This window comes from Vibrio rarus (genome assembly GCF_024347075.1).
Lineage (GTDB): Bacteria > Pseudomonadota > Gammaproteobacteria > Enterobacterales > Vibrionaceae > Vibrio > Vibrio rarus.
In genome coordinates this window covers 972031-996669 of sequence record NZ_AP024901.1, presented here as the reverse complement: position 1 = coordinate 996669, position 24639 = coordinate 972031, and the positions used below count along the sequence as shown (strand labels likewise).

General features: G+C 41.1%; 23 protein-coding genes and 1 pseudogene. 14 read left to right on the top strand and 10 right to left on the bottom strand.

The window, feature by feature from the left end; genetic code table 11:
* Positions 1-5: 5 nt before the first annotated feature.
* The 3 genes from moeB to OCU56_RS17295 all read left to right on the top strand — a co-directional run bounded on the left by moeB (position 6) and on the right by OCU56_RS17295 (position 2221).
* Complete coding sequence (gene moeB, locus OCU56_RS17305) at positions 6-758, top strand: molybdopterin-synthase adenylyltransferase MoeB (protein WP_261875175.1); 753 nt, start codon at positions 6-8, stop codon at positions 756-758.
* Positions 759-907: 149 nt separating this feature from the next.
* A complete protein-coding gene (gene tal, locus OCU56_RS17300; protein WP_261875174.1) occupies positions 908-1864 on the top strand; it encodes a transaldolase in 957 nt (318 codons plus the stop codon).
* 150 nt (positions 1865-2014) lie between these two features.
* Entirely contained in the window at positions 2015-2221 is a 207-nt protein-coding gene (locus tag OCU56_RS17295; protein ID WP_261875173.1) for a dodecin, read from the top strand.
* A gap of 60 nt (positions 2222-2281) precedes the next feature.
* Here OCU56_RS17295 and OCU56_RS17290 read toward each other — a convergent pair whose 3' ends face one another.
* Together OCU56_RS17290 and narQ are read right to left on the bottom strand one after the other, a co-directional pair.
* Entirely contained in the window at positions 2282-2920 is a 639-nt protein-coding gene (locus tag OCU56_RS17290; protein ID WP_261875172.1) for a response regulator, read from the bottom strand.
* Complete coding sequence (narQ, locus tag OCU56_RS17285; protein WP_261875171.1) at positions 2901-4619, bottom strand: nitrate/nitrite two-component system sensor histidine kinase NarQ; 1719 nt, start codon at positions 4617-4619, stop codon at positions 2901-2903. Before narQ ends, OCU56_RS17290 begins: the two co-directional genes overlap by 20 nt.
* Positions 4620-4798: 179 nt before the next feature.
* On the opposite strand from narQ, the gene napF reads away from it, so the two are divergent.
* The 7 genes from napF (at position 4799) to OCU56_RS17250 (ending at position 9980) form a co-directional block, all read left to right on the top strand.
* Complete coding sequence (gene napF, locus OCU56_RS17280) at positions 4799-5317, top strand: ferredoxin-type protein NapF (protein ID WP_261875170.1); 519 nt, start codon at positions 4799-4801, stop codon at positions 5315-5317.
* Positions 5304-5633: a chaperone NapD gene (locus OCU56_RS17275; RefSeq protein WP_261875169.1), complete on the top strand. Its 330-nt coding sequence runs from the start codon at positions 5304-5306 to the stop codon at positions 5631-5633. Before napF ends, OCU56_RS17275 begins: the two co-directional genes overlap by 14 nt.
* Positions 5630-8119 carry a periplasmic nitrate reductase subunit alpha gene (napA, locus tag OCU56_RS17270; RefSeq protein WP_261875168.1) on the top strand — a complete coding sequence of 830 codons (2490 nt, stop codon included), beginning with the start codon at positions 5630-5632 and terminating at the stop codon, positions 8117-8119. Before OCU56_RS17275 ends, napA begins: the two co-directional genes overlap by 4 nt.
* Positions 8120-8296: 177 nt before the next feature.
* The gene (locus OCU56_RS17265; protein WP_390904886.1) at positions 8297-8743 is read left to right on the top strand and encodes a nitrate reductase cytochrome c-type subunit; all 447 of its coding nucleotides are present in this window, start codon (positions 8297-8299) and stop codon (positions 8741-8743) included.
* Positions 8744-8775: 32 nt separating this feature from the next.
* Positions 8776-9348, top strand: coding sequence for a NapC/NirT family cytochrome c (locus tag OCU56_RS17260; protein ID WP_261875167.1), 573 nt, complete (start codon positions 8776-8778; stop codon positions 9346-9348).
* Positions 9349-9357: 9 nt separating this feature from the next.
* The gene (locus OCU56_RS17255; protein ID WP_261875166.1) at positions 9358-9498 is read left to right on the top strand and encodes a TIGR02808 family protein; all 141 of its coding nucleotides are present in this window, start codon (positions 9358-9360) and stop codon (positions 9496-9498) included.
* A gap of 332 nt (positions 9499-9830) precedes the next feature.
* The gene (locus tag OCU56_RS17250) at positions 9831-9980 is read left to right on the top strand and encodes a hypothetical protein (RefSeq protein WP_261875165.1); all 150 of its coding nucleotides are present in this window, start codon (positions 9831-9833) and stop codon (positions 9978-9980) included.
* 476 nt (positions 9981-10456) lie between these two features.
* Here OCU56_RS17250 and OCU56_RS17245 read toward each other — a convergent pair.
* The 3 genes and pseudogenes from OCU56_RS17245 to OCU56_RS17235 all read right to left on the bottom strand — a co-directional run.
* Positions 10457-10768 (bottom strand): annotated as a pseudogene (locus tag OCU56_RS17245) (transposase); the annotation flags it as partial.
* A gap of 51 nt (positions 10769-10819) precedes the next feature.
* Positions 10820-11020, bottom strand: coding sequence for a glutathione S-transferase N-terminal domain-containing protein (locus tag OCU56_RS17240; RefSeq protein WP_261875163.1), 201 nt, complete (start codon positions 11018-11020; stop codon positions 10820-10822).
* A 361-nt stretch (positions 11021-11381) separates the two neighbouring features.
* The gene (locus tag OCU56_RS17235; RefSeq protein WP_261875162.1) at positions 11382-11915 is read right to left on the bottom strand and encodes a dihydrofolate reductase family protein; all 534 of its coding nucleotides are present in this window, start codon (positions 11913-11915) and stop codon (positions 11382-11384) included.
* A gap of 767 nt (positions 11916-12682) precedes the next feature.
* On the opposite strand from OCU56_RS17235, the gene OCU56_RS17230 reads away from it, so the two are divergent.
* The gene (locus tag OCU56_RS17230; RefSeq protein ID WP_261875161.1) at positions 12683-13360 is read left to right on the top strand and encodes an NAD(P)H-dependent oxidoreductase; all 678 of its coding nucleotides are present in this window, start codon (positions 12683-12685) and stop codon (positions 13358-13360) included.
* Positions 13361-13593: 233 nt separating this feature from the next.
* Here the strand turns inward: OCU56_RS17230 and OCU56_RS17225 are convergent, their stop codons facing one another.
* A complete protein-coding gene (locus OCU56_RS17225; RefSeq protein WP_261875160.1) occupies positions 13594-14577 on the bottom strand; it encodes an agmatinase in 984 nt (327 codons plus the stop codon).
* Positions 14578-14699: 122 nt separating this feature from the next.
* Here OCU56_RS17225 and OCU56_RS17220 point away from each other — a divergent pair, with 122 nt between their 5' ends.
* Positions 14700-15587, top strand: coding sequence for an ArgP/LysG family DNA-binding transcriptional regulator (locus tag OCU56_RS17220; RefSeq protein ID WP_261875159.1), 888 nt, complete (start codon positions 14700-14702; stop codon positions 15585-15587).
* Positions 15588-15694: 107 nt separating this feature from the next.
* On the opposite strand, the gene OCU56_RS17215 is transcribed toward OCU56_RS17220, so the two are convergent.
* The 3 genes from OCU56_RS17215 to OCU56_RS17205 form a co-directional block, all read right to left on the bottom strand.
* On the bottom strand, positions 15695-16462 hold the full coding sequence (locus tag OCU56_RS17215; RefSeq protein ID WP_261875158.1) for a lysine/arginine/ornithine ABC transporter substrate-binding protein: 768 nt from the start codon (positions 16460-16462) through the stop codon (positions 15695-15697).
* A gap of 551 nt (positions 16463-17013) precedes the next feature.
* Positions 17014-17499, bottom strand: a complete 486-nt coding sequence (locus OCU56_RS17210; RefSeq protein WP_261875157.1) for a VOC family protein — start codon at positions 17497-17499, stop codon at positions 17014-17016.
* Positions 17500-18387: 888 nt separating this feature from the next.
* The gene (locus OCU56_RS17205) at positions 18388-19551 is read right to left on the bottom strand and encodes a conjugal transfer protein TraF (RefSeq protein WP_261875156.1); all 1164 of its coding nucleotides are present in this window, start codon (positions 19549-19551) and stop codon (positions 18388-18390) included.
* A gap of 589 nt (positions 19552-20140) precedes the next feature.
* Here OCU56_RS17205 and OCU56_RS17200 point away from each other — a divergent pair.
* Positions 20141-22288: a TonB-dependent hemoglobin/transferrin/lactoferrin family receptor gene (locus OCU56_RS17200; protein ID WP_261875155.1), complete on the top strand. Its 2148-nt coding sequence runs from the start codon at positions 20141-20143 to the stop codon at positions 22286-22288.
* A gap of 587 nt (positions 22289-22875) precedes the next feature.
* Positions 22876-23376, top strand: a complete 501-nt coding sequence (locus OCU56_RS17195; RefSeq protein ID WP_261875154.1) for a YcxB family protein — start codon at positions 22876-22878, stop codon at positions 23374-23376.
* A gap of 25 nt (positions 23377-23401) precedes the next feature.
* Here OCU56_RS17195 and OCU56_RS17190 read toward each other — a convergent pair whose 3' ends face one another.
* Complete coding sequence (locus OCU56_RS17190; RefSeq protein ID WP_261875153.1) at positions 23402-24580, bottom strand: BamA/TamA family outer membrane protein; 1179 nt, start codon at positions 24578-24580, stop codon at positions 23402-23404.
* Positions 24581-24639 lie beyond the last annotated feature (59 nt).

The window sequence follows — 24639 nt, the reverse complement described above, 5'->3', positions numbered from 1 at the left end:
CCAACATGGAGATCTTGAGCGACAAAGAAATGCTTCGCTACAATCGGCAAATCATCTTGCGCTCCTTTGATTTTGAGGGTCAAGAGGCTCTAAAACAAGCCTCTGTATTAGTCATTGGTGCCGGCGGTTTAGGCTGTGCGGCAACGCCATACCTTGTCTCAGCAGGTATCGGTAAACTGACTATTGTGGATGATGATGTTGTAGAGTTATCCAATTTGCAACGTCAGATATTACACACAGAGTCTGATATCAACACACTAAAAGTGCAATCCGCAAAAAGCAGTTTACAAGCACTCAATTCAGGCTGTGACATCACTGCCATTGCCCGCCGTTTGCATGAAGATGAACTCAGTGAAGCCATCGCTCAGCACTCCCTAGTTATGGATGCCAGTGACAACTTGGCCACAAGAAACCAATTAAATCGCCTATGCTATCAACATAAAACACCGTTAGTTTCAGGTGCGGCCATTCGTCTTGAAGGACAAGTTATCAGTTTTACCTATCAAGACGATGAACCTTGTTATCAATGTTTAAGTACTTTGTTTGGAGCCAATGAATTAAGCTGTGTCGAAGCGGGGATACTGGCCCCTGTAGTGGGTGTCATTGGTAGTATGCAAGCACTAGAAGCCATTCGTTTACTTGCTAACCTTGGACAGCACACCCCGGGGAAACTGATGATGTTTGATGCATTGAGTATGAAATGGCAACAGTTTACCCTGCCAAAACAGGCTCAGTGCAACATTTGTCATAAGATTTAAACATTAGGAAAACGTTTGCGGGAAATTTTAATCACATTCTACTGATGAAAACGATTCACAAACTCCTCTCAATACCTTAGATTAATCTTATCTATCAGGGGCGGTCACATTAGCACTGCCCTAATTCTCTTGTATAGGATGGACAAGACATGAGCAATAAACTAGAACAACTTCGCTCTATGACTGTAGTGGTTGCAGACACAGGTGATATCGAAGCCATTGCAAAATATCAACCTCAAGACGCAACAACAAACCCTTCATTAATTTTGAAAGCGTCTCAACTTGAACATTACGCTCCTCTTATCGATGATGTCATTACTAAGACCAAACAGAAGTTTGACAACCTTGACCAACAGTTAGCCTACGCAGGTGATTTACTCGCTGTAAATATCGGTAAAGAGATCCTTAATATCATTCCGGGTCGCATCTCTACCGAAGTAGATGCTCGATTATCTTACGATACGCAACGCAGCATCGAACGGGCTCGTGGCTTGATTAAATTATATGAAGAAGCGGGCATCACTAAAGACCGCGTTCTTATTAAACTAGCCTCTACTTGGCAAGGTATTCGTGCCGCTGAGCAACTAGAAAAAGAAGGCATCAACTGTAACTTAACGCTGCTATTCTCATTTGCTCAAGCACAAGCCTGTGCAGAAGCCGGTGTGTTCCTAATTTCACCTTTCGTGGGTCGTATTATGGACTGGTATAAAGCCAAAGAAGGTCGTGAATTTGAAGCAAGCGAAGATCCTGGTGTGAAATCAGTCACCACGATTTACGATTACTACAAAGCCCACGGTTATAACACAGTTGTAATGGGCGCAAGCTTCCGTAATACGGGTGAGATTCTTGAAATTGCTGGTTGTGATCGCTTAACGATTAGCCCTGCACTGCTTGAAGATCTGGGCAACGCACAAGGCGTGGTTGAAGAAAAACTTATCGATAACGGCCAAACTCAAGAGCGTCCAACTCCACTTACTGAAGCGCAATTCTTCTGGGATCACAACCAAGATCCAATGGCAGTGGAAAAACTCGCAGAAGGCATCCGACTGTTTGCTGTTGACCAACTAAAACTAGAGACAATGCTAACGGCTAAACTGACCGCTTAAAATGCACCTCGACGATTGAGCCTCTGCCTGCGCAGGGGCTTTTTTATCAGCTCAACCTAATCACACTCTCCTACCCCTTAGCCTTGCCATCTCTTGATACTGCGTCTAGCTTTTAAGCATCACCATAGAGCAGCGCCTAAGGAGAAGCGAATGCCACACCACAGCTACAAAAAAATGGAAATCGTCGGTTCATCATCAGTAGGTATTGATGATGCCATCAATAACGCAGTACAAAAAGCCAGCGAAACAATACATAACATACGTTGGTTTGAAATGCAGGAAGTGCGTGGTCATATAGATGAAGGTAAAGTTGCCCATTGGCAGGTGACGGTAAAAATAGGGTTTACTTTAGATTAAAAAATAGCCACCGTTTAGGTAAATCATAAACGGTGGCTATAACGTTGATTTAAGCGTCTGCTAACCGTAATGCTCTAAATACAAAATAGTGGCTGCAGTACGAGATTTAACTTGCAGTTTTTTCAGCAAACTTTTCATATGCACTTTCACGGTCGATTCAGAGATAAATAACACATCAGCAATTTGTTTATTACGATGACCTAATGCCACTTTCGAAAGTATCTCTAACTCCCTCTCAGTCAGAGTATCCATTAAGCTTGGGTTGTCTGCGCGATCTCTAATGTGTTCAGCCACAATATGGCTATATACCCTGTTACCATTTAAAGCAGCATATAAATGCTCGATTAATTCATCAGGTTCACTGTCTTTTAATAAATAACCATCGGCACCGGCTTTCACTATTGCATCAATATCGGCTGGGGAATCGGAAACGGTCAATATGACAATTTTCGCAGTAATACCTTCAGAGCGAAGAGCTTGCAGAGTATTAAGTCCTGACAAACCTTTCATGTTTAAATCAAGCAATATCAAATCAAGCTCATGCTGATGAGCAAGGGCAAGGGTTTCGGTACCATTACTGGCTTCACAGACGATATTAAATTCATCTTCAAACGAAAGTAGCTGCGTGATGCCACGTCTTATCAATGGATGATCATCCACAATCATTATGCGATGGGTATTACTCACGATCTGACTCATCCTTACATAAAAAAGTAATTAGTATAGTGGTTCCAACATTGGGCTCACTGGAAATGGTTAACTGCCCATTAATATATTGGCTACGCTCATTAAGAATCGACAAACCGTAATGGTCAGCTTTCTTTATCTCCGTGTCAAACCCACGTCCATTATCTATGATAGCGACGGAAATTTGGTCCCCTTCTTGTTCACATCTCACGCGCAGAATTGTCGCTTCGGCATGCTTAATCGCATTATTCGTCGCCTCGCGAATAATTTGCAGCAAGTGTATTTGTTGTGAGGCTTGCAAATGAATAGAAGAGAGTGTGTTCTCTACCTGTATTTCAGCATCTGTGGTTGATTGCAGTTTTTCTAACATCACATTCAGTGCATCACTAAAATTCGCTTCATCAATGCTGAACCTAAACGTACTCAATAATTCACGAAGTTGAATATAAGCCTCACGTAAACCGTCATCAATTTCATGGACAATCGCTGAAGATTTAGGCATACCATTCATCGAGGATTCGGTTTTAATGGAGCGCTTCAATAGGCTCATTTGAATTTTTAAAAACGATAATGACTGAGCCAAAGAATCATGCAGCTCTCGAGCAATAGCACTGCGTTCAGCATAGATCAAAAGTTGCTCAAATTTTTTCTGGGCTTGATTGTAATAGATCCCTCGAGCCAGAATATATGACATATTATCGATCAATTCATGCTCCGTAAATTGTGGGGTCATTTGTAAACACAAGCTTCCTAACCGACTACCATCCAGAATTAATACTTTTTCATGCCATGGGGCATCACTGACTTGCCCGGCAACCAGTTCGGTTGCTTTCCCTGCACTATCATCAATAATCAGTTTCACCGCTGCAATATTTTCAACCGTAGACATATTACAAATAATCTGCTGAAAATGTGTGGGTGTAAGACGAGATGCTGATAATTGTTGGGTACTTTTGTACAACACTTTCAATGACCGATTAGCATGCCGCAACTCTTCCGTTTTGTGTTCCACCATGGCCTCAAGACGGTCATAATGATCTTTGAGCTTACGAGTCATACCATTAAAAGTGGATGCAACTGCGCCCAATTCATTGTTAATGGCATCATTTAACACCACATCAAAATCCTGCGCTTCAATTTTTCGACTGGCATCCACTAATGCCTGCAATGGATGCAAAACTTTAAAGCGGATAAATCGCATAATTACAAACGAGATCAAGACAATACAGGTTAAGCCGAAGCCACTGAACACAGCCATATTACGCAATTTATGCTCTGTATTGGTTTGTAACTTAAATACAAATTTATCAATACGCGACACAAAGATAGGCACATGTTGCCGATACTCATCGTATTGCTTCGATAGCAACAATTGCTTCATCACCTGCCAGCGGTTGACAATAGTTTGGTAATTACTTTGAATATCAGCAGGAACATTCCAACTCTGTAAACTCTTCATTGACGGTGAAAACAATGAACGCTCAAACTGTTCTATATGCTGTAAGGTTTTTTCTCTATCCGCTTCGATATCATAAGCTAAGCGATAGCTCTGCATCCTCATCGAACCAGAAACATTGACCGCTTCTGCATCATCAAAGCTTGAATAAACGGTCACCACAGCCACAATAATGGTCAATGCTGATAACACCACCATTAAGCAGACCGCACCGCCAATGGTCAAAGACACTGACTGAGTGGTTCGATTTTTCACTGCACTCTCCTAAATTCCTTTTACGTGATCAATACGTTATTAACTGTTTGATCTAAAACAATTTACACATCATTTTAACCCTTTAGTATTATATCGCATACAATTTATTCACCTAGACTTAGTAAGTGTTTACATAACCACACGTTTTTCTGTTGTTATTACATTAGTCAGAGGTGGCATTGGTCGATTTATCAAAAAGGAAGTTGTTCACTCGCCGAACATCTCAATCACAACTGGTTTATGACACTGGGCAACGCCTGCCATGGGCTAAGAGTGCTGATGACTTTATCGCTCATTGTACACAATGTAATAAATGCGTCGACGTATGTGAAAGCAACATCATTATTAAAGGCAGTGGCGGTTTTCCAAGTATCGACTTCACTCTAGGTGAATGTACTTTTTGTGAAAAATGCGCTTTGGCATGTCCAGAGCCTATTTTCCACCCAACCAGTGAACTGCCTTGGACCATTAAGGCGAAAATTGCATCCACTTGCCTTGCCTATAAAAATGTGGAATGTCGTACCTGTGGTGACGAATGTGAACCCGTAGCAATACAATTTTCTTTTGAGGTTGGGCATGTGCCTCAACCTAAACTAGACTCAGAGTTGTGCACAGGATGTGGCGCTTGTTTAAGTGCATGTCCAGTGTCAGCTATAACAATGACTGACTGCAACGAGGATAGCCATGCCAGCCAGTGAAGTTCATATTTCAAGTTTTGTCATCTACTGTGCCCCTGATGCTATGGAGACTGTCCGAAGATCAGTAAACAGTTATTCCGCTACAGAAATTTTTGCCGAAGGAGATGGCAAGTTTGTCGTGGTGATGGAAACCGAAAACCAAGGTTTTATCACCTCTACAATCGATGAGATTAACGACCTACCTGATGTTATTAGTACCGCTTTGGTATACCACCAAATCGAAACCGATGTTGACACCCTTGATACCGACATACATGCCACGGCGATAACCGATGCCAGCATCGGTACACCGACCCCGCAAGAGGACATATTATGAAAATGACACGACGCGAGTTTGTGAAAGCAAATGCAGCAGCCTCAGCTGCCGCAGTAGCCGGGATTTCACTTTCCGCTTCTGCAACCAATCTTATCGCCAGCTCAGACCAGACAAAAATCAAATGGGATAAGGCTCCATGCCGTTTTTGTGGCACAGGGTGTTCTGTCCTAGTCGGTACGCAAAATGGTAAGGTCGTCGCCACACAAGGGGATCCTGAGGCCCCAGTAAATAAAGGCCTTAACTGTATCAAGGGCTACTTCCTATCTAAAATCATGTACGGTGAAGACCGATTAACACAACCTTTATTACGAATGACTAATGGCAAATACGATAAAAATGGGGATTTTACCCCTGTATCGTGGGATGTGGCACTCGATACCATGGCTGACAAATTTAAAGAAGCCTTGAAAAAGAACGGCCCCACCAGCGTCGGTATGTTCGGCTCAGGCCAATGGACGGTCATGGAGGGTTACGCCGCATCTAAAATGATGAAAGCAGGTTTGCGCTCTAACAACATTGATCCTAACGCTCGTCACTGTATGGCCTCAGCAGTAGGTGGCTTCATGCGTGCTTTCGGTATTGATGAACCTATGGGCTGTTACGATGATTTCGAACATGCGGACACTTTTGTACTGTGGGGTTCAAACATGGCAGAAATGCACCCAGTACTATGGACTCGCATCGCCGACCGCCGACTCAGTCACCCACACGTAAAAGTTAATGTTCTGTCCACCTATTATCATCGCTCTTTTGAATTGGCAGACCACGGCTATATTTTCCACCCGCAATCCGATCTCGCTATCGCGAACTTTATTGCTAACTACATTATTCAAAACGATAAAATCAACCAAGATTTCGTCAATAAGCACACCCATTTTAAACAAGCTGAAACGGATATTGGTTACGGTCTGCGCGATGATGACCCGTTGCAACAAGCAGCCGCCCATCCGAACTCGGGGAAAATGTCTGGCATCACTTTTGAAGAGTACGCACAATCTGTAGCGCCTTACACAGCCGCTAAAGCCAGTGAAATTTCCGGTGTTTCAGAAGAACACTTAATCCAACTAGCAGAACAATACGCCGACCCTAACATTAAAATCATGTCCCTCTGGACTATGGGGGTGAACCAACACACTCGCGGTGTATGGATGAATAACCTCATTTATAATATCCACTTATTAACCGGTAAAATCTCTACACCGGGTAACTCTCCTTTCTCATTAACCGGTCAGCCATCAGCATGTGGTACCGCTCGAGAAGTGGGTACATTCTCACACCGCTTACCGGCCGATATGGTTGTTGCCAATCCAAAACACCGTCAAAAAGCCGAAGGTATTTGGAAACTTCCAGACGGAACCATTCCAGCCAAACCAGGCTACCATGCTGTGGTACAAGATCGGATGTTGCATGATGGTAAGTTAAATGCTTACTGGGTTATGTGTAACAACAACTTGCAAGCAGGGCCAAATATCAATACGGAACGTCTACCAGGCTATCGTAATCCTGATAATTTTGTTGTCTGCTCAGACCCTTACCCTACCGCTACCGCTCAAGCATCCGACCTGATTCTGCCTACCGCAATGTGGGTTGAAAAAGAAGGCGCCTATGGTAATGCGGAACGTCGTACTCAAGCTTGGTATCAACAGGTTGAGAGCATTGGTGAAGCTAAGTCCGATCTTTGGCAAATCATGGAGTTTTCTAAACGCTTCAAGATGGAAGAAGTATGGCCTGAAGAGTTATTGGCAAAAGCACCTCAATACCGTGGCAAAACCATGTATGACATGCTGTTCAAAAATGGTCATATTGACAAATACCCATTAAGCGAAGCGCAAGAGTTAAACGACGATGCGAAAGCACAAGGTTTCTATGTGCAAAAAGGCCTTTTTGAAGAGTACGCCAGTTTTGGTCGTGGGCATGGACACGATTTAGCTCCTTACGATGAGTATCATAAAGTGCGTGGTCTACGCTGGCCTGTGGTGGATGGCAAAGAGACGCAATGGCGATTTAAAGAAGGCTCCGACCCTTATGCTAAGAAAGGCTCTGATTGGGACTTTTATGGCAAGCCTGACGGTAAAGCTTGGATTATTTCTGCACCATATGAAGCGCCACCAGAGGTGCCTAACGATGAGTTTGATATGTGGCTCTGTACTGGACGTGTCCTAGAGCATTGGCATACAGGAACCATGACTCGACGTGTACCTGAACTGTACAAAGCTGTACCAGATGCCGTCTGTTATATACATCCTGCTGATGCTAAAGAAAAAGATCTTCGTCGTGGTGAAGAAGTTCTCATTTCCAATAAACGAGGTGAAGTCCGCGTTCGAGTGGAAACACGCGGACGCAACCGACCACCAAGAGGCTTAGTCTTTATCCCCTTCTTTGATGCTCGTATCCTGATTAATAAACTGATCTTGGACGCAACAGACCCACTGTCTAAGCAAACGGACTTTAAGAAGTGTCCAGTTAAAATCACTAAAGTGGCCTAAGGCCTTTGACCGTTATACGGGGCTAATGCTCTAGCCCCGACTAATTAGCCAATAGGCGGAGACATAATAATGAAAAAACTATTGATTGCTCTGTTATCAATTAGTGCCATAGGTGTCGCAATAGCTCAATCAGAAGTAGAAGGTGTAAGCCATAAATCTGCTGAGATCGACGATGGCATGATGGAACAAACTGACTTACAAAAAGCCGAAAATGCGGGTGTTGAGGCAGCTAGACTGCATAACCCTGGCGGTATTGGTGGTGTACATTCACTGCGTGGTGCCAGTGAGCTCGAAGCAACACGCCAAGCAGACGATTTTAAGAAATACCCTCGCGAACAGGTATTAACCAGTGAATATGTTTATCAACCCCCATTGATCCCTCATAACATTCGAGGATATGAAGTCTCACTGAACGTGAATAAATGTCTTGCGTGTCATAGCTGGAAAAATGCAAAAGAAATGGGCGCAACTAAAGTCAGTGTGACTCACTATGTAAATAGAGAAGATGCGGTATTAGCAGATATGTCTCCACGACGCTATTTCTGTTTGCAATGTCACGTACCTCAAGCAAATGCCAAACCACTGGTAGAGAACAAATTCAAACCTGTTGATTCACTTCAATAAGCTTTGCTGGTTGTTAACATAAGAGGTGATTTATGAAATTTTTAAAAGCGTTCTGGAAGCGGCTCTCAACACCAAGTAAAGCGGCCGTTGGCATTGTTCTTTTTATGGGGTTTAGTGGGGGCCTTCTGTTTTGGGGAGCATTCAATACCGGGATGCAATACACCAACTCAGAAGAGTTTTGTGCTGGCTGTCACGAACCTATTGTACGTGAAATCCAAGAAACCATACATTATTCAAACCGCTCTGGGGTAAGAGCGATATGTTCTGACTGTCACGTTCCTCATCAATGGACGGACAAAATCGTTCGAAAAGTACAAGCATCCAAAGAAGTCTTTGGTCATATTATTGGTATTATTGATACCGACGAAAAATTCCAAGCACGTCGAGGCCATTTAGCTGAACGAGAATGGGCACGATTGAAAGCGAACGATTCGCTTGAATGTCGTAACTGTCATGAGTTTGACTATATGGACTTTTCAGAACAAGGGAAACGCAGTGTTAAACAACACTCCACCGCCCTCGCATCTGGAGACAAAACTTGTGTAGATTGTCACAAAGGTATCGCACATAAATTACCTGACATGCATGGCGTTGAGGGTTGGTAGGGGAGAATTATGAGTCAATTAGAATCCATCATTTGGCATATTTTAGGTTACAGCGCAATGCCAGTGATTATTTTAGGCGGATTTGCAGCGGTTGCCGCAATTTGTATCTGGCTTCTTTCTATTACAGCCGATAAAGAAGGGACAAACTAAGCGACACCCTTGTCTTTACTCAGCTCGGTATTTAAATACCGAGCTTTAGCGATCAATAAAATAATCCCTAACCTTAATCATATGAAACCACTATCATAATACTAATTTAATGGCTACCCTTTTATGTGTCATAGCTCATAAAATCCACACTTATATGCAACTCATCGCAAATTTTCCACGACTAGCACGGTTTCAAGTCATATTAGGGTGTACATTAACACCACTCACAATAAGCAAGTAAATGAACATAAATAGTGCTAAAAACTCACGTTGTTTAACCCGCTAGACTGCTCTATTACTTATTATTTAAATATAAACATATGAGGTGTAGCATGATCTATAGCCAAAATGCAGAAGAAATCAACAAAGCAGCGACTCATAACATGTGGCGTCTAATTGGAATTATTATTGCGGTTAAAGTGGGCTTCATTGCCCTACCCAGCATTATTTCAACACTACATGGTTTGGGGCACTTCTTTTAAACTCATTTTTACTCCAATCACAAAACGGCAGATCTTAATAGATGTGCCGTTTTTTATATGATTTTGTGTTCACTAATTTAGGACATGACAATACAGGCTTTACGTTGTCAACGCCCCATGATCCCACGGGGCGATATTGTTAGTGTTTGAAGCTTCAAAGTAAGAATGCATCGATATCGGGTTCAGCTTTCGCCAGCTACTGCATGCATTTGACCAGACAGTCGTATTTTATATGGACACCCATAATAAAGTCTCCTCACCTACCTCCTTACAGCATCACACGAATACAGTGCACACTCACCAGCTTCTAACATCTCATCATTGGCTTTTTATATGGACACCCATAATAAAGTCTCCATACCTACCTTCTTACAACATCACACCAATACAGTGCACACTCACTAGGTTCTAACATCTCATCATTGCTACCTATGACACTCAGCTAGGCATTTATTATGGGTGTCCATATTTATTTTATCGATAGATGTAAATCGAGATTGGTGTTTTTTAACGAGCTTAGGCTCGAAAGAGCCATTGCGATCACGAGGTGTATCGAGTTCGAACTCCCCATCTTCGGTTTTGATCCGCTTGCTACTCTTTCCGTTACGGCTATTTCTTGATTTGGATTGTTGGTGTTTTTCGTAGCCAAGATGCTCATCCATTTCAGCATTGAGAGCTGCTTCAACAGTGATCTTTTTGAGCATCTGACTGAATTCGGTTAAATCTTCAGGGCTTTTAATTCCTTTTGCTGCTTCTTTAGCAAAAGCTTCAAGTGCTTTCTTATCCATGTTGCCTTTCCTTAGCCATTACGGCATTAAGTGTAGGCAGTTACACAGAATTTAGGACAGTCTCGTAAGCCTACCCTCAGTCACTAATGCAGGCACCTTTCCAAATGGATTCACCTCTAGGTAGGATTTTGTTTTTTGTTCACCTGATGCAATATCGACCCTTCGATAGTCACATTCCAACCCTAACTCTTCAATCGCATTAATGGTAACACCTGAACACGCACCTGGTGCATAAAATAGAACTAAAGACATATGTACTCGCTCCCGTTATTAGTCGGTAATTAGTAAATTAATTTACCTATAACAAATATTTATACTTGAACTCCCCGATAAGCACTAGCGTTTTAGCCTAAGTCTATTAGGGTTGCCACAAGAGATGTCTATCCCAAGCTCCAAAGATATACACTTTTTACTTTTCTCAAGATTTACTCTGCAATATTGTTTAGCCTCTTTTTCATTAGTCAGTCATAGTTCCGTTTCGTTAATGCCCAACAAGTCATAGCTTCCCCCGTGATGGGTTACCTTGTGATTTACAATGGATACCGATTACTCAAGTAGACAGAAAAACGCCCTTCATTTTTTATGAAAGTTATTTTAGCCACGCATTTGACAGTTATTTATCTCGTATATAAGAAGTTTGAACTAATGTACCTAGCACAACTTCACTCTTAGTCACTTTGAAATTTAACGGTTGTTTGAGTTCACCAAACAACGGTGCGCCACCGCCAAGTAGGATAGGAAAACGAGTAATGACCATTTCATCAATCAGATCTTCTTTAAGAAAGTTTTGGATGGTTACACCACCGTCGATATATAGATCATTAAATCCATTTGCATGTAACTCAGTGAGAATATCTTGCAACTGACCTTTGACTAAAAATACCTTGTCTTCATAACCTTTTGGCACTTTGGTCATTGTGTTGCTTAATACGAACACAGGTTTAGTATAAGGCCACTCGCAATCAAAGCTCAGAATCATATCAAAGGTATTACGTCCCATCACTAATCCATCTATTCGCTCCATCAACGTAATGAATCCAGTATCCATATTGTCTGGATTTGGTACTGAATGTAACCAGTCAATTTTGCCATGTTTATCTGCAATATAACCGTCCAAACTTGTTGCAATAAATACAATGTTTGCCATATGTGCCTCATCAAATTGTTCGTTTTTGAGCGAAATTGAACTATAGATATACTAATCTGTATTGAAAAGGCGTAACACGGAAAAATGTTCAATTAGCCGTTTAAATCGAAGTAAAATGGCATAAGGATAGTGTGTTCAATTGGCTATTAACCAAACTCAGGAGCACTTATTCGAGAAATAAGTTGTTCTTGCCCCTGAATGCCACAGCATTATTCATTAATCGATGTCAGATAGTGATTGATAATGGTACTGGCAAAAGACAAGACCTAGTCTTATACCTCTTCAGTCATTCTTTGTATATTTTCAACCAGATAATCGAACAAGCACCTAATCGACCTACATCGATAAGTCTATGCTCAACGTAACGTCACCATTTCCTCATCAGGCAATGATGCACATACTGCGGTTACGATTGCAGCTCACCATGGTTTATCAGACCGTTTTCAGTTGTTGATGGTGCGTGCGTCCCCCTTTAACTGTATGTAAGCGATGCCACTCCACTAAGCGGCACAACGGTTATGCAGGTGTAATGACCATATTGACCAACTATAACGGATTCGAAAAACATTGAGATTGAATGCACAAGTCCCAAGCCATGGTTATACCCCGCTACATGATGCCGTTTGGCACAGGCATTTTTAAGAAACTAATGCTTTAATTAATACTGACGCGCGAACAGATTTAATGGGCTTTGATTGGAAAACACCGCTTGCCCTAGCAAAAGAATATCATTATCAGAAAATTGTCGAATTATTGGAGGACAAAAAATGAATGTACTCGTCGTCTACTGGCACCCAGAACCAAAAAGTTTTAACAGCGCAATGTTTCGTCGCTCTGTAGAAGCATTACAAGTTGTGGGGCATGAGGTAAAAACTTCCGATCTACATGCAATGAATTTCGACGCTATATCGGGTCGCCATAACTTTACTACCACCCATGATAATGAGTTTTTCAAACAACAACTTGAGGAACTGCATGCCAGCGAAAATCAAGGTTTTGCTGCTGATATCGAGTTGGAGATCCAAAAACTGGAATGGAGTGATTTAGTTATTTTTCAATTCCCTCTTTGGTGGTTTGGCATGCCAGCCGCACTAAAAGGTTGGGTGGACCGCGTGTTTGCAATGGGAAGAGTTTATGGTAGTGGTCGATTCTACGATAAGGGCGTGTTTAAAGGTAAAAAAGCCATGCTTAGCATCACCATGGGTGGACCAGAGGAACTGTATGAGAAAAATGGTTGGAATGGTTGGAATGGTGATTTAGACGCTATTTTGCGCCCAATTCACAGAGGTGTATTTGAGTTTACTGGCTTCTCTGTACTTGCACCGCAGAAGGTATTTGGTCCAGCGCGTAAAACCGAGCAAGAGCGTATGACCGAATTGGACAACTATTCACGTAGACTACAAACCATTTTTGATGAAGCTGCTTTTGAGGTTGGTGAGTATTAAGTTTATAACTCTACTTTGAAGCATTGATATAAATGCAACGCCCTAGTTTCATATTGAGTTGTTGAATGGGTTGTTAGACCGCCCTTATCTAGATGAACAACCCTTGATTTTTTAAATCTGCCATCAGTAATTATGTGTCACTTCTATTTAAATAGAATATAGAAATGACACATATTATTTAGCATAGCCTTACTTTTGTTGACTATACCCACTGACCTTTATAGTCATTTTATTTATGATTCTTTACCACAACAATCATCAAAGTAACCCGCTCTAACCGTTGCTCCTATGAAGTTACACAACAGTCTTTCCGCATGAATCATGGTAATGTTACCAACATCGTAAGCTGGCGTAATTTCTACTAAATCCATCCCAACAACCCTTCCTTTATTCACCAAACCATGAATCAGTTTATGCAGTTGAAGCCAGTTAAGACCACCCGGTGTTTGGGCTAATACGCCAGGCATAATCGTAGGGTCAATACCATCAGCATCAATCGTTAGATAGTATGTCCCATTATCAGGAATCGTCTTTAATACTTCTTCAATACCTTTATCATGCATTTCATAAGCGGTGGTGATGTTACTTCCGTAGGCTTGCGCATCTTTTACTTCTTTCGTTGTTGCGCTACCAATGCCTCTCATACCAATTTGATGAATACCTTTAATAAAAGGCATTTCTGAAGCACGGCGTATTACACTAGAATACCCTTGTGCTTCACCATTAACCTCATCACGCCAATCTAAATGAGCATCAATATGGATTAAAGTGATCTCTTTATCTAAGGCATCTAAAGCCTTAATAATTGGAATAGAAACGCCATGATCACCCCCTAAAGTGATGAGAACGGTGTTGGCTGAAAACACTTTACGAGCGATCTGCTCTGCGTTGTCATAGTGCTCCATAGGATTAATTAGGCTTGATTTTGCATTGCCGCAATCCACTACCTTGATCTCTTTACCATCAAGTAATGTACCACCAAGATCAAAATCGTAATTATTAAGCGTCATCTCTATTTCTGCTAGCGATGACCAGTTTCTAATATGATCGGGGCTGACACTTTGCTCATTAGCTTGTCCCGACGTGCTGTAAGGCACACCAAATGGCACGCCCAATATCGCAATATCTGCATCAAAATGTTCAAAGTTATCAACTAAAGGAAACCCTAAAAAAGTGTGTGGTTTTGCGACAGGAGCATCCGTTAAAAATTTGTTCATCTCTATTCCTAACACGGTTATTAGATTGTTCTTCTATCAGTCACATTAAAGAGGCCACTCAATATAGTAAAGCTAATTAAAATATTATATCTTTAGTATTTTTAAACCTGTGAGTGCTGTGCATGTTAGATCATAAAGAAATTGAAACTCTCGTTGCTATTGTTGATGGTCAAAGTTTCGACAATGCCGCTCAACAACTCAATGTTTCCCCTGGCGCTATTTCTCAAAGAATAAAATCGTTAGAAAATCGAATTGGCAGCTCTGTTTTAATAAGAAGCACACCACCCAAGCCAACAGATGTTGGCGAACAGGTTTTGACCTTTGCAAGGCGTATGTTGTTATTACAAAACGAAATGGATTTGGTTTTAAGTAACAAAAGCAATGATAGTGCTCGAGCACTTACCATTGCTGTTAATCACGACACCTTAACGTGCTGGTTCATGGATGTAATTCAACAACTTGATGATCAACCTCACCTTGCCTTTGATATTCGAGTTTCAGATACACTAAATACCCAAGAGTTACTCATTAAAGGTGATGTTATAGCGGCGATAACCTCAAAAAACAATCAAATTGGTGGCTGCAAGACTCGCTTTTTGGGTCAGTTAGAGTATATCCCGGTGTGCTCTAAAGCATTTTTTACTGCTCATTTGGGCGACAATTTTACCTCTCAGATGCTCGCTAGTGCCCCTATTGCCTTATTTGATAGAAATGATGATTTGATTGAGCAGTTTTTATCCCAATACAATTTGCATTCCAATCATAGCAAAACACACTATATTCCTAGCTCTAGTGCATTAGTCGAGGTCGTTAAGCAAGGGATCGGCTGGACGATGTTACCGAAAATTTTGATTGAAAATGAATTGGATGATAACGAACTGCTGCTGCTCAGTGAGAAGTCCGTTCTGGTGGATCTTTATTGGAATACTTGGGAGCAAGTCTCTGAAATCATACATAAAGTGGAATCTGTTGTGACCTCAGTTGCCATGAAGAAACTCGTGAACGACTAACTAATGTCATAGAGTGGCAAGTAAAGTTGGCGCCCTTACATACAAAAAAATGTCCAGTTAATTACCGGACATTTTCTGCAGAACCTTAATGTTATAGACCTGTGGTCTTAGTCACCATAGATATCAAAATCAAAGTATTTATCTTGAATTTTCTTATAAGTGCCATCGGCGCGAATTGCTTTAATTGCGGCATTGAACTGCGCTGTCAAATCTTTATCTTGCTTGCGAGTAGCAATTCCTAAGCCTTCACCAAACCATTTCGGATCAGTTAAAGAAGGCCCTGCTAATTCATAAGCTTTACTGGCTCCAGCTTCTTTCAATTTGTCTTCAATAACCAGACCATCACCAAGAATGGCTGCAACTCGTCCATTATCAAGATCAAGGCATGCATCATCAAAAGAGTTATAACGGACAATATCCACGTTTTTATAATTATCAATAAGATATTGATCATGCGTAGTAGCACGCTGAACACCAATTTTTACACCATCTAGGTGTTTAAAATCTAATTTAGTTCCTTTTTTAACTAAGAATCTATTCGGTGTTTGCGCATACTTATTAGTAAAGTCAACTCTTTTAAGACGTTCTTTAGTAATGTCCATAGCTGCCATAATCGCATCGTATTTATGCGCAAGCAGAGAAGGAATAATACTGTCCCAGTCTTGAGGAACAATTGTACATTTGGCCTGCATTTGGTGACAAATCGCTTTAGCGATATCAATATCAAAGCCACTTAAAGAACCATCCGCTTCTGTTTTACTAAAAGGAGGATAGGCGCCCTCGATACCAAATCGTATCGTTTTCCACTCTTTAGCTTGAGCAATATTCGCAAATGTTGTCGTCAAAATCGTGATCAACAATAACCACTTCTTCATTTTTATTTTCCTTGAAATTAATGATTAGCCTAACACCGTTCAATGCCATGTAGACCTGATACAACTTTGAGAGTAAACGCAAATAAAACATAAGTAAATTTAAATAAATTGGCATAACTTTAATAATTCTAAAGATTAAATACCATCAATATAGACACATCGACACAGAAGACGCCAAAGCATTGAAATGCATAGTTATGCATTTCTGTATTTTAAAGAATAGACGACTGGGTATATCACCTGCCATTTCGAAAAACGAGCTTTATCACGACTTTCGTAGGGTGAAATTACAAGCAATAACGCTAAGCGGAGCTTTTTCATCATCGTTCATTAAAGTCATAATCAACATAGTGTACTAATCGATGACTCCCCCTTTCGGAGGAGACTTAAATCTTGCAAAACCCACCCTAACAACCCTGCCCTTCCACCCTTCATTGAATAAATCCGGTCTGAGCATTAGAGGTCCAATACGTCCGTCGCATTGACAGGTAAGAGTTCTAATCCTCTACAGGGGATCTTTTTCTAGACTCTATACTCGGTGGGCAACGCAATTATTCGTAATCTGTCGCGTAGGTTTCTTCATATGTGTGCGAGTAAAGTTCAAATAAGTTACCGAACGGGTCTTCTAAATAAACCATTTTGGCTGGTTTGCTGTCATCTTCAGGGTGGTAGCGCATAACGTCCATACGTACTTTGCCACCGAATTTTTCTACTTTTTCCATCACTCCTGTAAAATCGTCGGTCTGTAGACAAAAATGAAAAATGCCTAGACGAGAAAAATCAACTTGGTGACGTTGTTGGCGCTCTTTCATTTCGAACATTTCAACACCGATACCGTCCGAAGTCACTAAGTGTGCAATGTTGAAACCTTTGAAACCTTCACCAAAAACAGCGATACACATACGACCGATGGCAGATTCACGCTCTTCGATGACTTTAGTGTTGTTCATTACGATTTTTAGACCTAGAGCTTGAGTGTAAAACTCCACCGCTTTGTCCATATCGCCAACCATGATGCCTACGTGATTCATTTTCATAACTTGCTCCAAATTCGTTTTATCTGTATTTGTTTCGATGAAAGAAGTATATGAAGAGAACATAATTAAATGAAATTATCATGATTTATATTAATGATAATTTTTTGTTATTAATATAAGAAAGGAATAACTAGTGAGCAATAGCATATAGTGGCAAGGTTTATATAGGTAATGCCAAACGGTCCGCAACACAGATCTCAATGTCATTCTATTTTCCCCTTTAGCTAGGCCTATATGTTGCCATTAAAACAGCATAGAACATTTGAAATTCCAAGCTAAACAAATGTACATGTGTAGTGGCATCCTTGTGGCGCAGATGTGGCTAAGGTAATGACACGCTCAAATCCATAAGTACTGAAAAACTAACGAATTAGACCATTAGGCATTTATATCATTTATATGGACACCCACATTACCATTTATATGGACACCCATAATAAATGAATACATTCGGCATCAACCCATTACAAACCAAACCCATCAACGACTAACAGATAAAGACCCCCCTACTCTATTCAATCTTATTATTTACAATGGGTGGCCACATTTTTTCTCCACATTTTCCCTTTGTTTTTTTGACGAGAAGAGGGTGCCACTTTTGATAGTTAGCACCCTCTTCTACACCTAGAGCGAACACATGAATGAACACTTATCGATCATGTACATCATCTCCACAAAACGCTGTGAAATCATTCCTCGATGGCTTCATGTGGCATCCATGCTATAAATCTATGCAACAAAGACGGGGGCCTATGATGCACATGATTTTGTTCAGATAACGTTCGTGAACTCACACAGCTTCTACACCTCTTTTTGAGAATGTCGCTGATATTTTCTAAATATCTCGGTCTAATGGGCTTTGTGTTTTAATGCCTAGCTAAAGAAAAGCTAAAGCGTTAAAGAAAGATTCACGCCAACCGCTGCTTGAGTTTCATTAGCATACGATCCTGCGATATCAAGATGGACAACACCAAACGGGCTCAATCCAATACCGGCGGTAACACTATCTTCCAGATTGCCTTCAAGATCATGCTCATAGCCTAAGCGAAGTTGCGCCCAATCAAATAAGTTACCTTCAACCCCTGCTCGAACAAACTGTGTATCATCGCTTGATACGCTCGCAAATCGTGTTTGCTTGTTGAGATCTGCATCGGCTGCGAAGGTGAAGTATTTTAATTGATAGGCAAAGCCTACCCCTATATGTGGTTCTACTTTATAAGTATGTGTTTGCCCTAGTACTTCTACAGTTTCAATATCTTGGCTAATTAAATTGAGCGCACTGAGACCGACAGAAAGGTCACGCCATTGATATAAAAGCCCGAGATCAATATTAAATGTGTTTTCTGTTGTCGAAACATCATCATAATCACTAATTTTGTAGTCGTTTAGTGCACTTTTTGAGTAAAAGCTGTGTAATTGCTGAAACTTAGGTGAAACGCCTACAGAAACACTCTGCTCATCAAAAGTAAACTTCTTAGCAAATGTTACACCGACATCCATCACACCTATACCAACAATAGATGCAGTGGAATCATTATAGGCTTGTTCAATTGAAGCCCAATCATTTGAGTCAACATGTGCCACATCTGCCATCGAGATCAAGTTGAGATAACTTTGACTAAATAACGCTACTGAGACTGCATCAAAAGGAAGTGCGATGGCAAGCCCTGCACTTCCTTCAACCGATACAGGCTTAGCATCAGACAATGCATTGAGATTTTTCGCAAATTCATCTATATCGTCTTGGGTACTTTGGCCATGTAACCCATCATAACTGTCTTGCAGGTCATTAATGTGTGAAAGCGTCTCGTCTGAATCGACCGCTCTAATTCCAATAGAAGGAAGCAATAGACCAAAACCATCATCAGGTTGGCTATTTGCAAGAAGCGCTGGATTGATAAAGCTTGCGGCTAAATAATTACCAGAGGCGACACCAGTCCCTCCCATTCCAGTTGTTCGGCCATCGGCATAAAAATTATTGGCATAAGTAACATTAGAGCCAAGTAGTGCAACACCTAGACATAGGGCAACCTTAGTCGGTAGCTTGTTCATTTAAATCCCTTTTTAAAATACAAAGTAAGTGAAATTGTTTAGAAATAAAACTAGCTGTAAGATTTTATTATCATGCTATATAAAAATCTGTATGTATACGAGGTAAATCATATTCTTAGCTGTAGGTGTGTCAGACAAAAACATTCATTTCCAACGAATTACAACACCAGGTTCACTTACGACTAATAGAGAAAGCGCCCCTTTTACTCAATCTTAATATTTACGCCGTATAGCCTCATTTTGCTGCTGTCAGATAGTGCCTGGTTTTATACTGGGAAAATATTACCCCCTCAACTAGACCGTTAGCATTAAAGATTCAAAGCATAAGCCCCTTGTATTTAACGAGATGTATTTAACGAGATGTATTTAACGAGATGTATTTAACGAGACGTGCATCACAAAACACCAAACTATCTAGACAAAAATGGCATTTTAAAAAGTCAATTAATACAATGACTTATATTTAAAAAGTAGAAGAGGTCGAACAAGATTACAAATAAAGTGAAATACGAATGATAGTAATTATCAATTAGATCCCATATTATCTTTCACCGATACGATAATACTATGGAATTAAGGTAACTATCAGATGTATAAGCAATCCCTACTCTCTGCTTCAATCGTTTTGGCGCTTTCATCAACATCAGTCTTTGCTGAAGATTATGCCCTACTTGACGAGGTTGTTGTAACGGCAACTCGTACCAACCAAACACTAACCAATACGGCCGCCTCTGTTACTGTCATCTCTGATAAGCAAATTGAAGAGAACATGACCAAAGATGTGAATGAAATTTTCGAATACACACCTGGCGTAACAATGAACTCAACCTCTCGCCAAGGTGCACAGACAATCAATATTCGTGGCATGGAAGGTAAGCGAGTTAAGATTTTAGTGGATGGCTCCTCTCAGCCAGGATCCTTTGATGGTGGGCCTTACGGCTTTATCAACTCCAGTGGTATTACAATCGATCCTGACATGTTGAAAAGTGTTGAAATCATCAAAGGTGCTGCATCTAGTCTTCACGGTAGTGATGCTATTGGTGGTGTGGTGGCCTTTGAAACCAAAGACCCTTCTGATTTCTTAAAAGATGGTAACAATGTGGGTGGCCAAGCGAAGCTCTCTTATTCTTCAGAAGATAAATCTTTCAGTGAGCACGTTGCATTGGCAAATCGATGGGGTGATCTAGAAACCTTAGTGGCCTATACGCGACGTGACGGGCAAGAGGTTCAAAATTTCCGCGATTATAATAACTTAGAAAACTATGCTGTCGAAGACCAAGACACATCCGTAGACAACCTTTTAGTTAAATTACAATATCAACTAAATGAAAATCATCGAATCGAATTTCTCGCTGAACTGATAAAAGATACGTCAGATTCTGATATCTACCATTCAAGCTATGATAGCTACACTGGCGCAGATGACACTAAGCAAAATCGATTTGCTATTAAACACATCTGGTTCGCTGATGCTACCATTGCTGACACAGTAACCAGTAAAGTGTCGTACATTTCTAAAGAAGAAAATGGTGTGACGGAGCGCTTTAGACCTGCAGGTCCTGGCTTCCCCCCTTTCCTTCCACCTAACAACGATAATTTACAAACAAAAGATTACCAATACACAGAAGATAAGATTGAAGTAGAAACTCAGCTCGACAAAGAGATAAACAATCATTATTTAGTTTATGGCGCAACCTATACACACAGCGACATCAGTAACACCAATATGGAGTACAACTCAGATCCTGATACTGGTGATCAGCTTTATGTCTATACACCTGATGCAAAAGAACAAAAATTTGGCCTGTTTATACAAGACGAAATTAGCCTACTAAATAATAGGCTTGTTGTTACTCCGGGAGTGCGTTTTGACTACTTTTCAACAGATCCTGGGGAAAATACAGGGGAGAATTTGACAGATTTTTCCGATTCAGCAGTCACAGGCCGTTTGGGTACATCATACAAACTGACAGATACCAGCACCATTTTTGGCCAAGTAAGCCAAGGCTTTAGAGCCCCCTCTTTTGATGAATTGTACTATACATATGACAACCCAGGCCACGGCTACGTAAACGACCCAAACCCAGATTTAAAGTCAGAAACCAGTATTTCTTACGAGTTAGGTTACCGTCATAATACACATGCATCATCATATGAAATTGCAGCTTACTATAGTGATTACGATGACTTCATTGAAACAGTAATTACAAAACAAGAAGGCGGTACAACCCATTACTCTAACGTAAACTTAGACTCGGCTACAATTAAAGGGATTGAGTTCTCTAATATCTTGCTTTGGGATGCGTTAGTTGGTGCACCTGAAGGCATTTCCACTCATTTTGTCGCCTCATATACAGAGGGTGAAGATGGTAATGGGAATGCACTAAACAGTGTGAACCCTTGGAATGCCGTATTTGGGGTTAACTACGATGCTCCAAATAACCATTGGGGTGCCAGTTTTAAGCTGAATTACACAGCTAAAAAGTCCAGTTCAGACATCAACTTTGATGATAATAATGGGGGTAATTCTGGTCAAGTTGAACTTCCTAGTGCCACCGTAATGGACTTGACCGCTTACTACAAACCAATCACAGATCTGACTATTCGTGGTGGTGTATTTAACCTAACAAACGAAGAGTACTACCGTTGGAATGATGTCCGTGGCGATGACCAATTATACAAAGAAAACACGCAAGCCGAGCGAAACTACGGAATTTCAGCAACCTACGCCTTCTAATTATCTCTAACACTAAAACATAAAATTGAAATGGGAAAGTCAGCTTAAAGCTGGCTTTTCCCAATAGTTATGGTTTTCCAACATCGCTCGTTATTCTCCGACCCCCACATAATTTATGTGATTAATTTATATGGACACCCACATTAAAAGACATTCATTTAGCACCCGTCAATTGCAGGCCAAACCCACCTATGTCTCATGGATAAACGCTTTCACCTAGTGTGTTCAATCTGGTTATTTACATTGGGTGCCCACATTTATCTGAAGTATAAATTATCTGGACACCCATACTAAAACCTATGTATCAGCATCCATTGATTTATATGGACACCCACATTAAAGGTATTCATATAGCACCCATCAATTGCAGACCAAATCCACCTATGTCTCATGGACAAACGCTTCCACCTATTGTGTTCAATCTGATTATTTACAATGGGTGGCCACATTTTTTTGGCATATTTATTCTTAGGAAGAGTGGCAAAATAGCTAAAGGAAAACGCTAAGAAGCGATACAATGACTGTGTTGCTAGAGCCCAATATGGGTGACTTATTCACATACAACCTTGAAAAACGCCGGTAGCCTTATGCCTAAAGATTTTTGTTTCACCACAGAGTACACCTTAGACAAAGCTTTTTTTGCTGAGTGTTATGATCAAACTAGTCGCCCTACTCGGTTCCCAAAATCCTATTTAAAAGGGGCGTTTTTCCTTATTTTTGGTGTGGTTTTATTAAAATTTTCGCTACTTCCCAACAGCTATGTGGGTTGGTTCTTTATTGTGTTGAGTATTGTTGAAGCATGCAGTGTTTATTTTAAGAGGAGCTGGTGGTTATGGCGACAAACATTCAGTATGAGCAATGGCAACAAAGTGGTGTTTCAAGCGGACTGTAACGGTGTGAGCTATAAAAGCGGTAGCAACACCCGTAGCATCTCTTGGCATGACATAGACCAACTTGAGCAAAGCGATTTAGGCTTTATCCTGCATATAGGAAAACAGCGCCAATATATCAGTAAATCCTGCTTAAACGATGAAGCCATTACATTCATTGTAGAGCAACAGGCGGTAGCAAAAACTCACATTAATTGAGCACGGCTTAAAGTATCGCCGCACCCTAAAAAACCTCGTTCACATTAAAGTAGAATAAAGTTTCATCTTCACCAAACCCAAGATCGGCGCGCAGGTTAATCCGCCCTTTTAAACGATAGCGTAGCCCTAAACCATAACTGGTGAGCACATCATCACTCAGTTGGTTAAAATCTTGGCCGGTTGATCCCACGCCCCCCCAGAAAACACTGCCCCAGCGTCTATAAATGGGCAGACGGTACTCAATTTGCGCCATGGCCATTTGCTCATCACGGTGGCGTCCTAAGATATAACCTCGCATCGCATACGCTCCGCCTAAATCGGGTAATTGGTTCCATGGCACATCACCTGAAGTAAAATTACCCTGCCCTTGTAAAGCCAGCACGCCGGGGATGGGGGCTAAGTCAATAAAATGCGCTAATTCAATGTCATAAAGGGCAAAAGAATTTGAATTTAAATTACTATAATACGCGCCAAAATCGGCCTGAAATAATGTGCCGCTTTCCGTATTTTCAATATAGTTGCGGCTATCGTATAGCGCCAAAAGCAACATCCCTGCAGATGTATTGGATTGCAGATCGTTAAATAACAATGGATTACCGCCGCCACTGACCTCATCACCCACTTCGGGATCTTTGGTCTTCACGTAGGTCACATTAGCACCTAGACCCACAAACCAGTTTTGCGCCACTTGCTGGTACCATTTTGGGGTTAAGGTGAGTAACGTTTCAGTGTATACCACTTTGTTATTATTATTGCTGGTGGATTGATAACCAGTGCCATAATAGACCACTGGCTCATCATGAATCTCAGACTCCAAGACAAAGCGGTTTTTGCCAGAGTTTAGAAACGTTGTATTGTCAAACACCACCCCCATAGAGAGGTTGGTTGAGATATAGCCATTAATAACAAATGATGACGGTTGCTCAACATCCAATGCAGAGTCCATTTTATACAAGCCAAGAATTAATGCTCCACCACCAAACTCTTGCTCTGGATTATAAAACACCGAAGGGATATAACTCATATCGACCCCTTTTGCAGGGTCAAAACCTCCATCAGCCCCTACTAAATCAAACGCCTTATCGACAAAGGTTGGCTGGGCATCCGCAGGGGTATCAAATAACGGTTCTACCGCCCATACCGAGGCGCTACAGCACAGCATACTCATCGCTAAATAACACAATTGTTGCGGCTTGTTTATCATATAAAGTCCTTTTCTTATGAAAGCCATCACTGGGCACATGCCTTTTGCTGGACATTTTA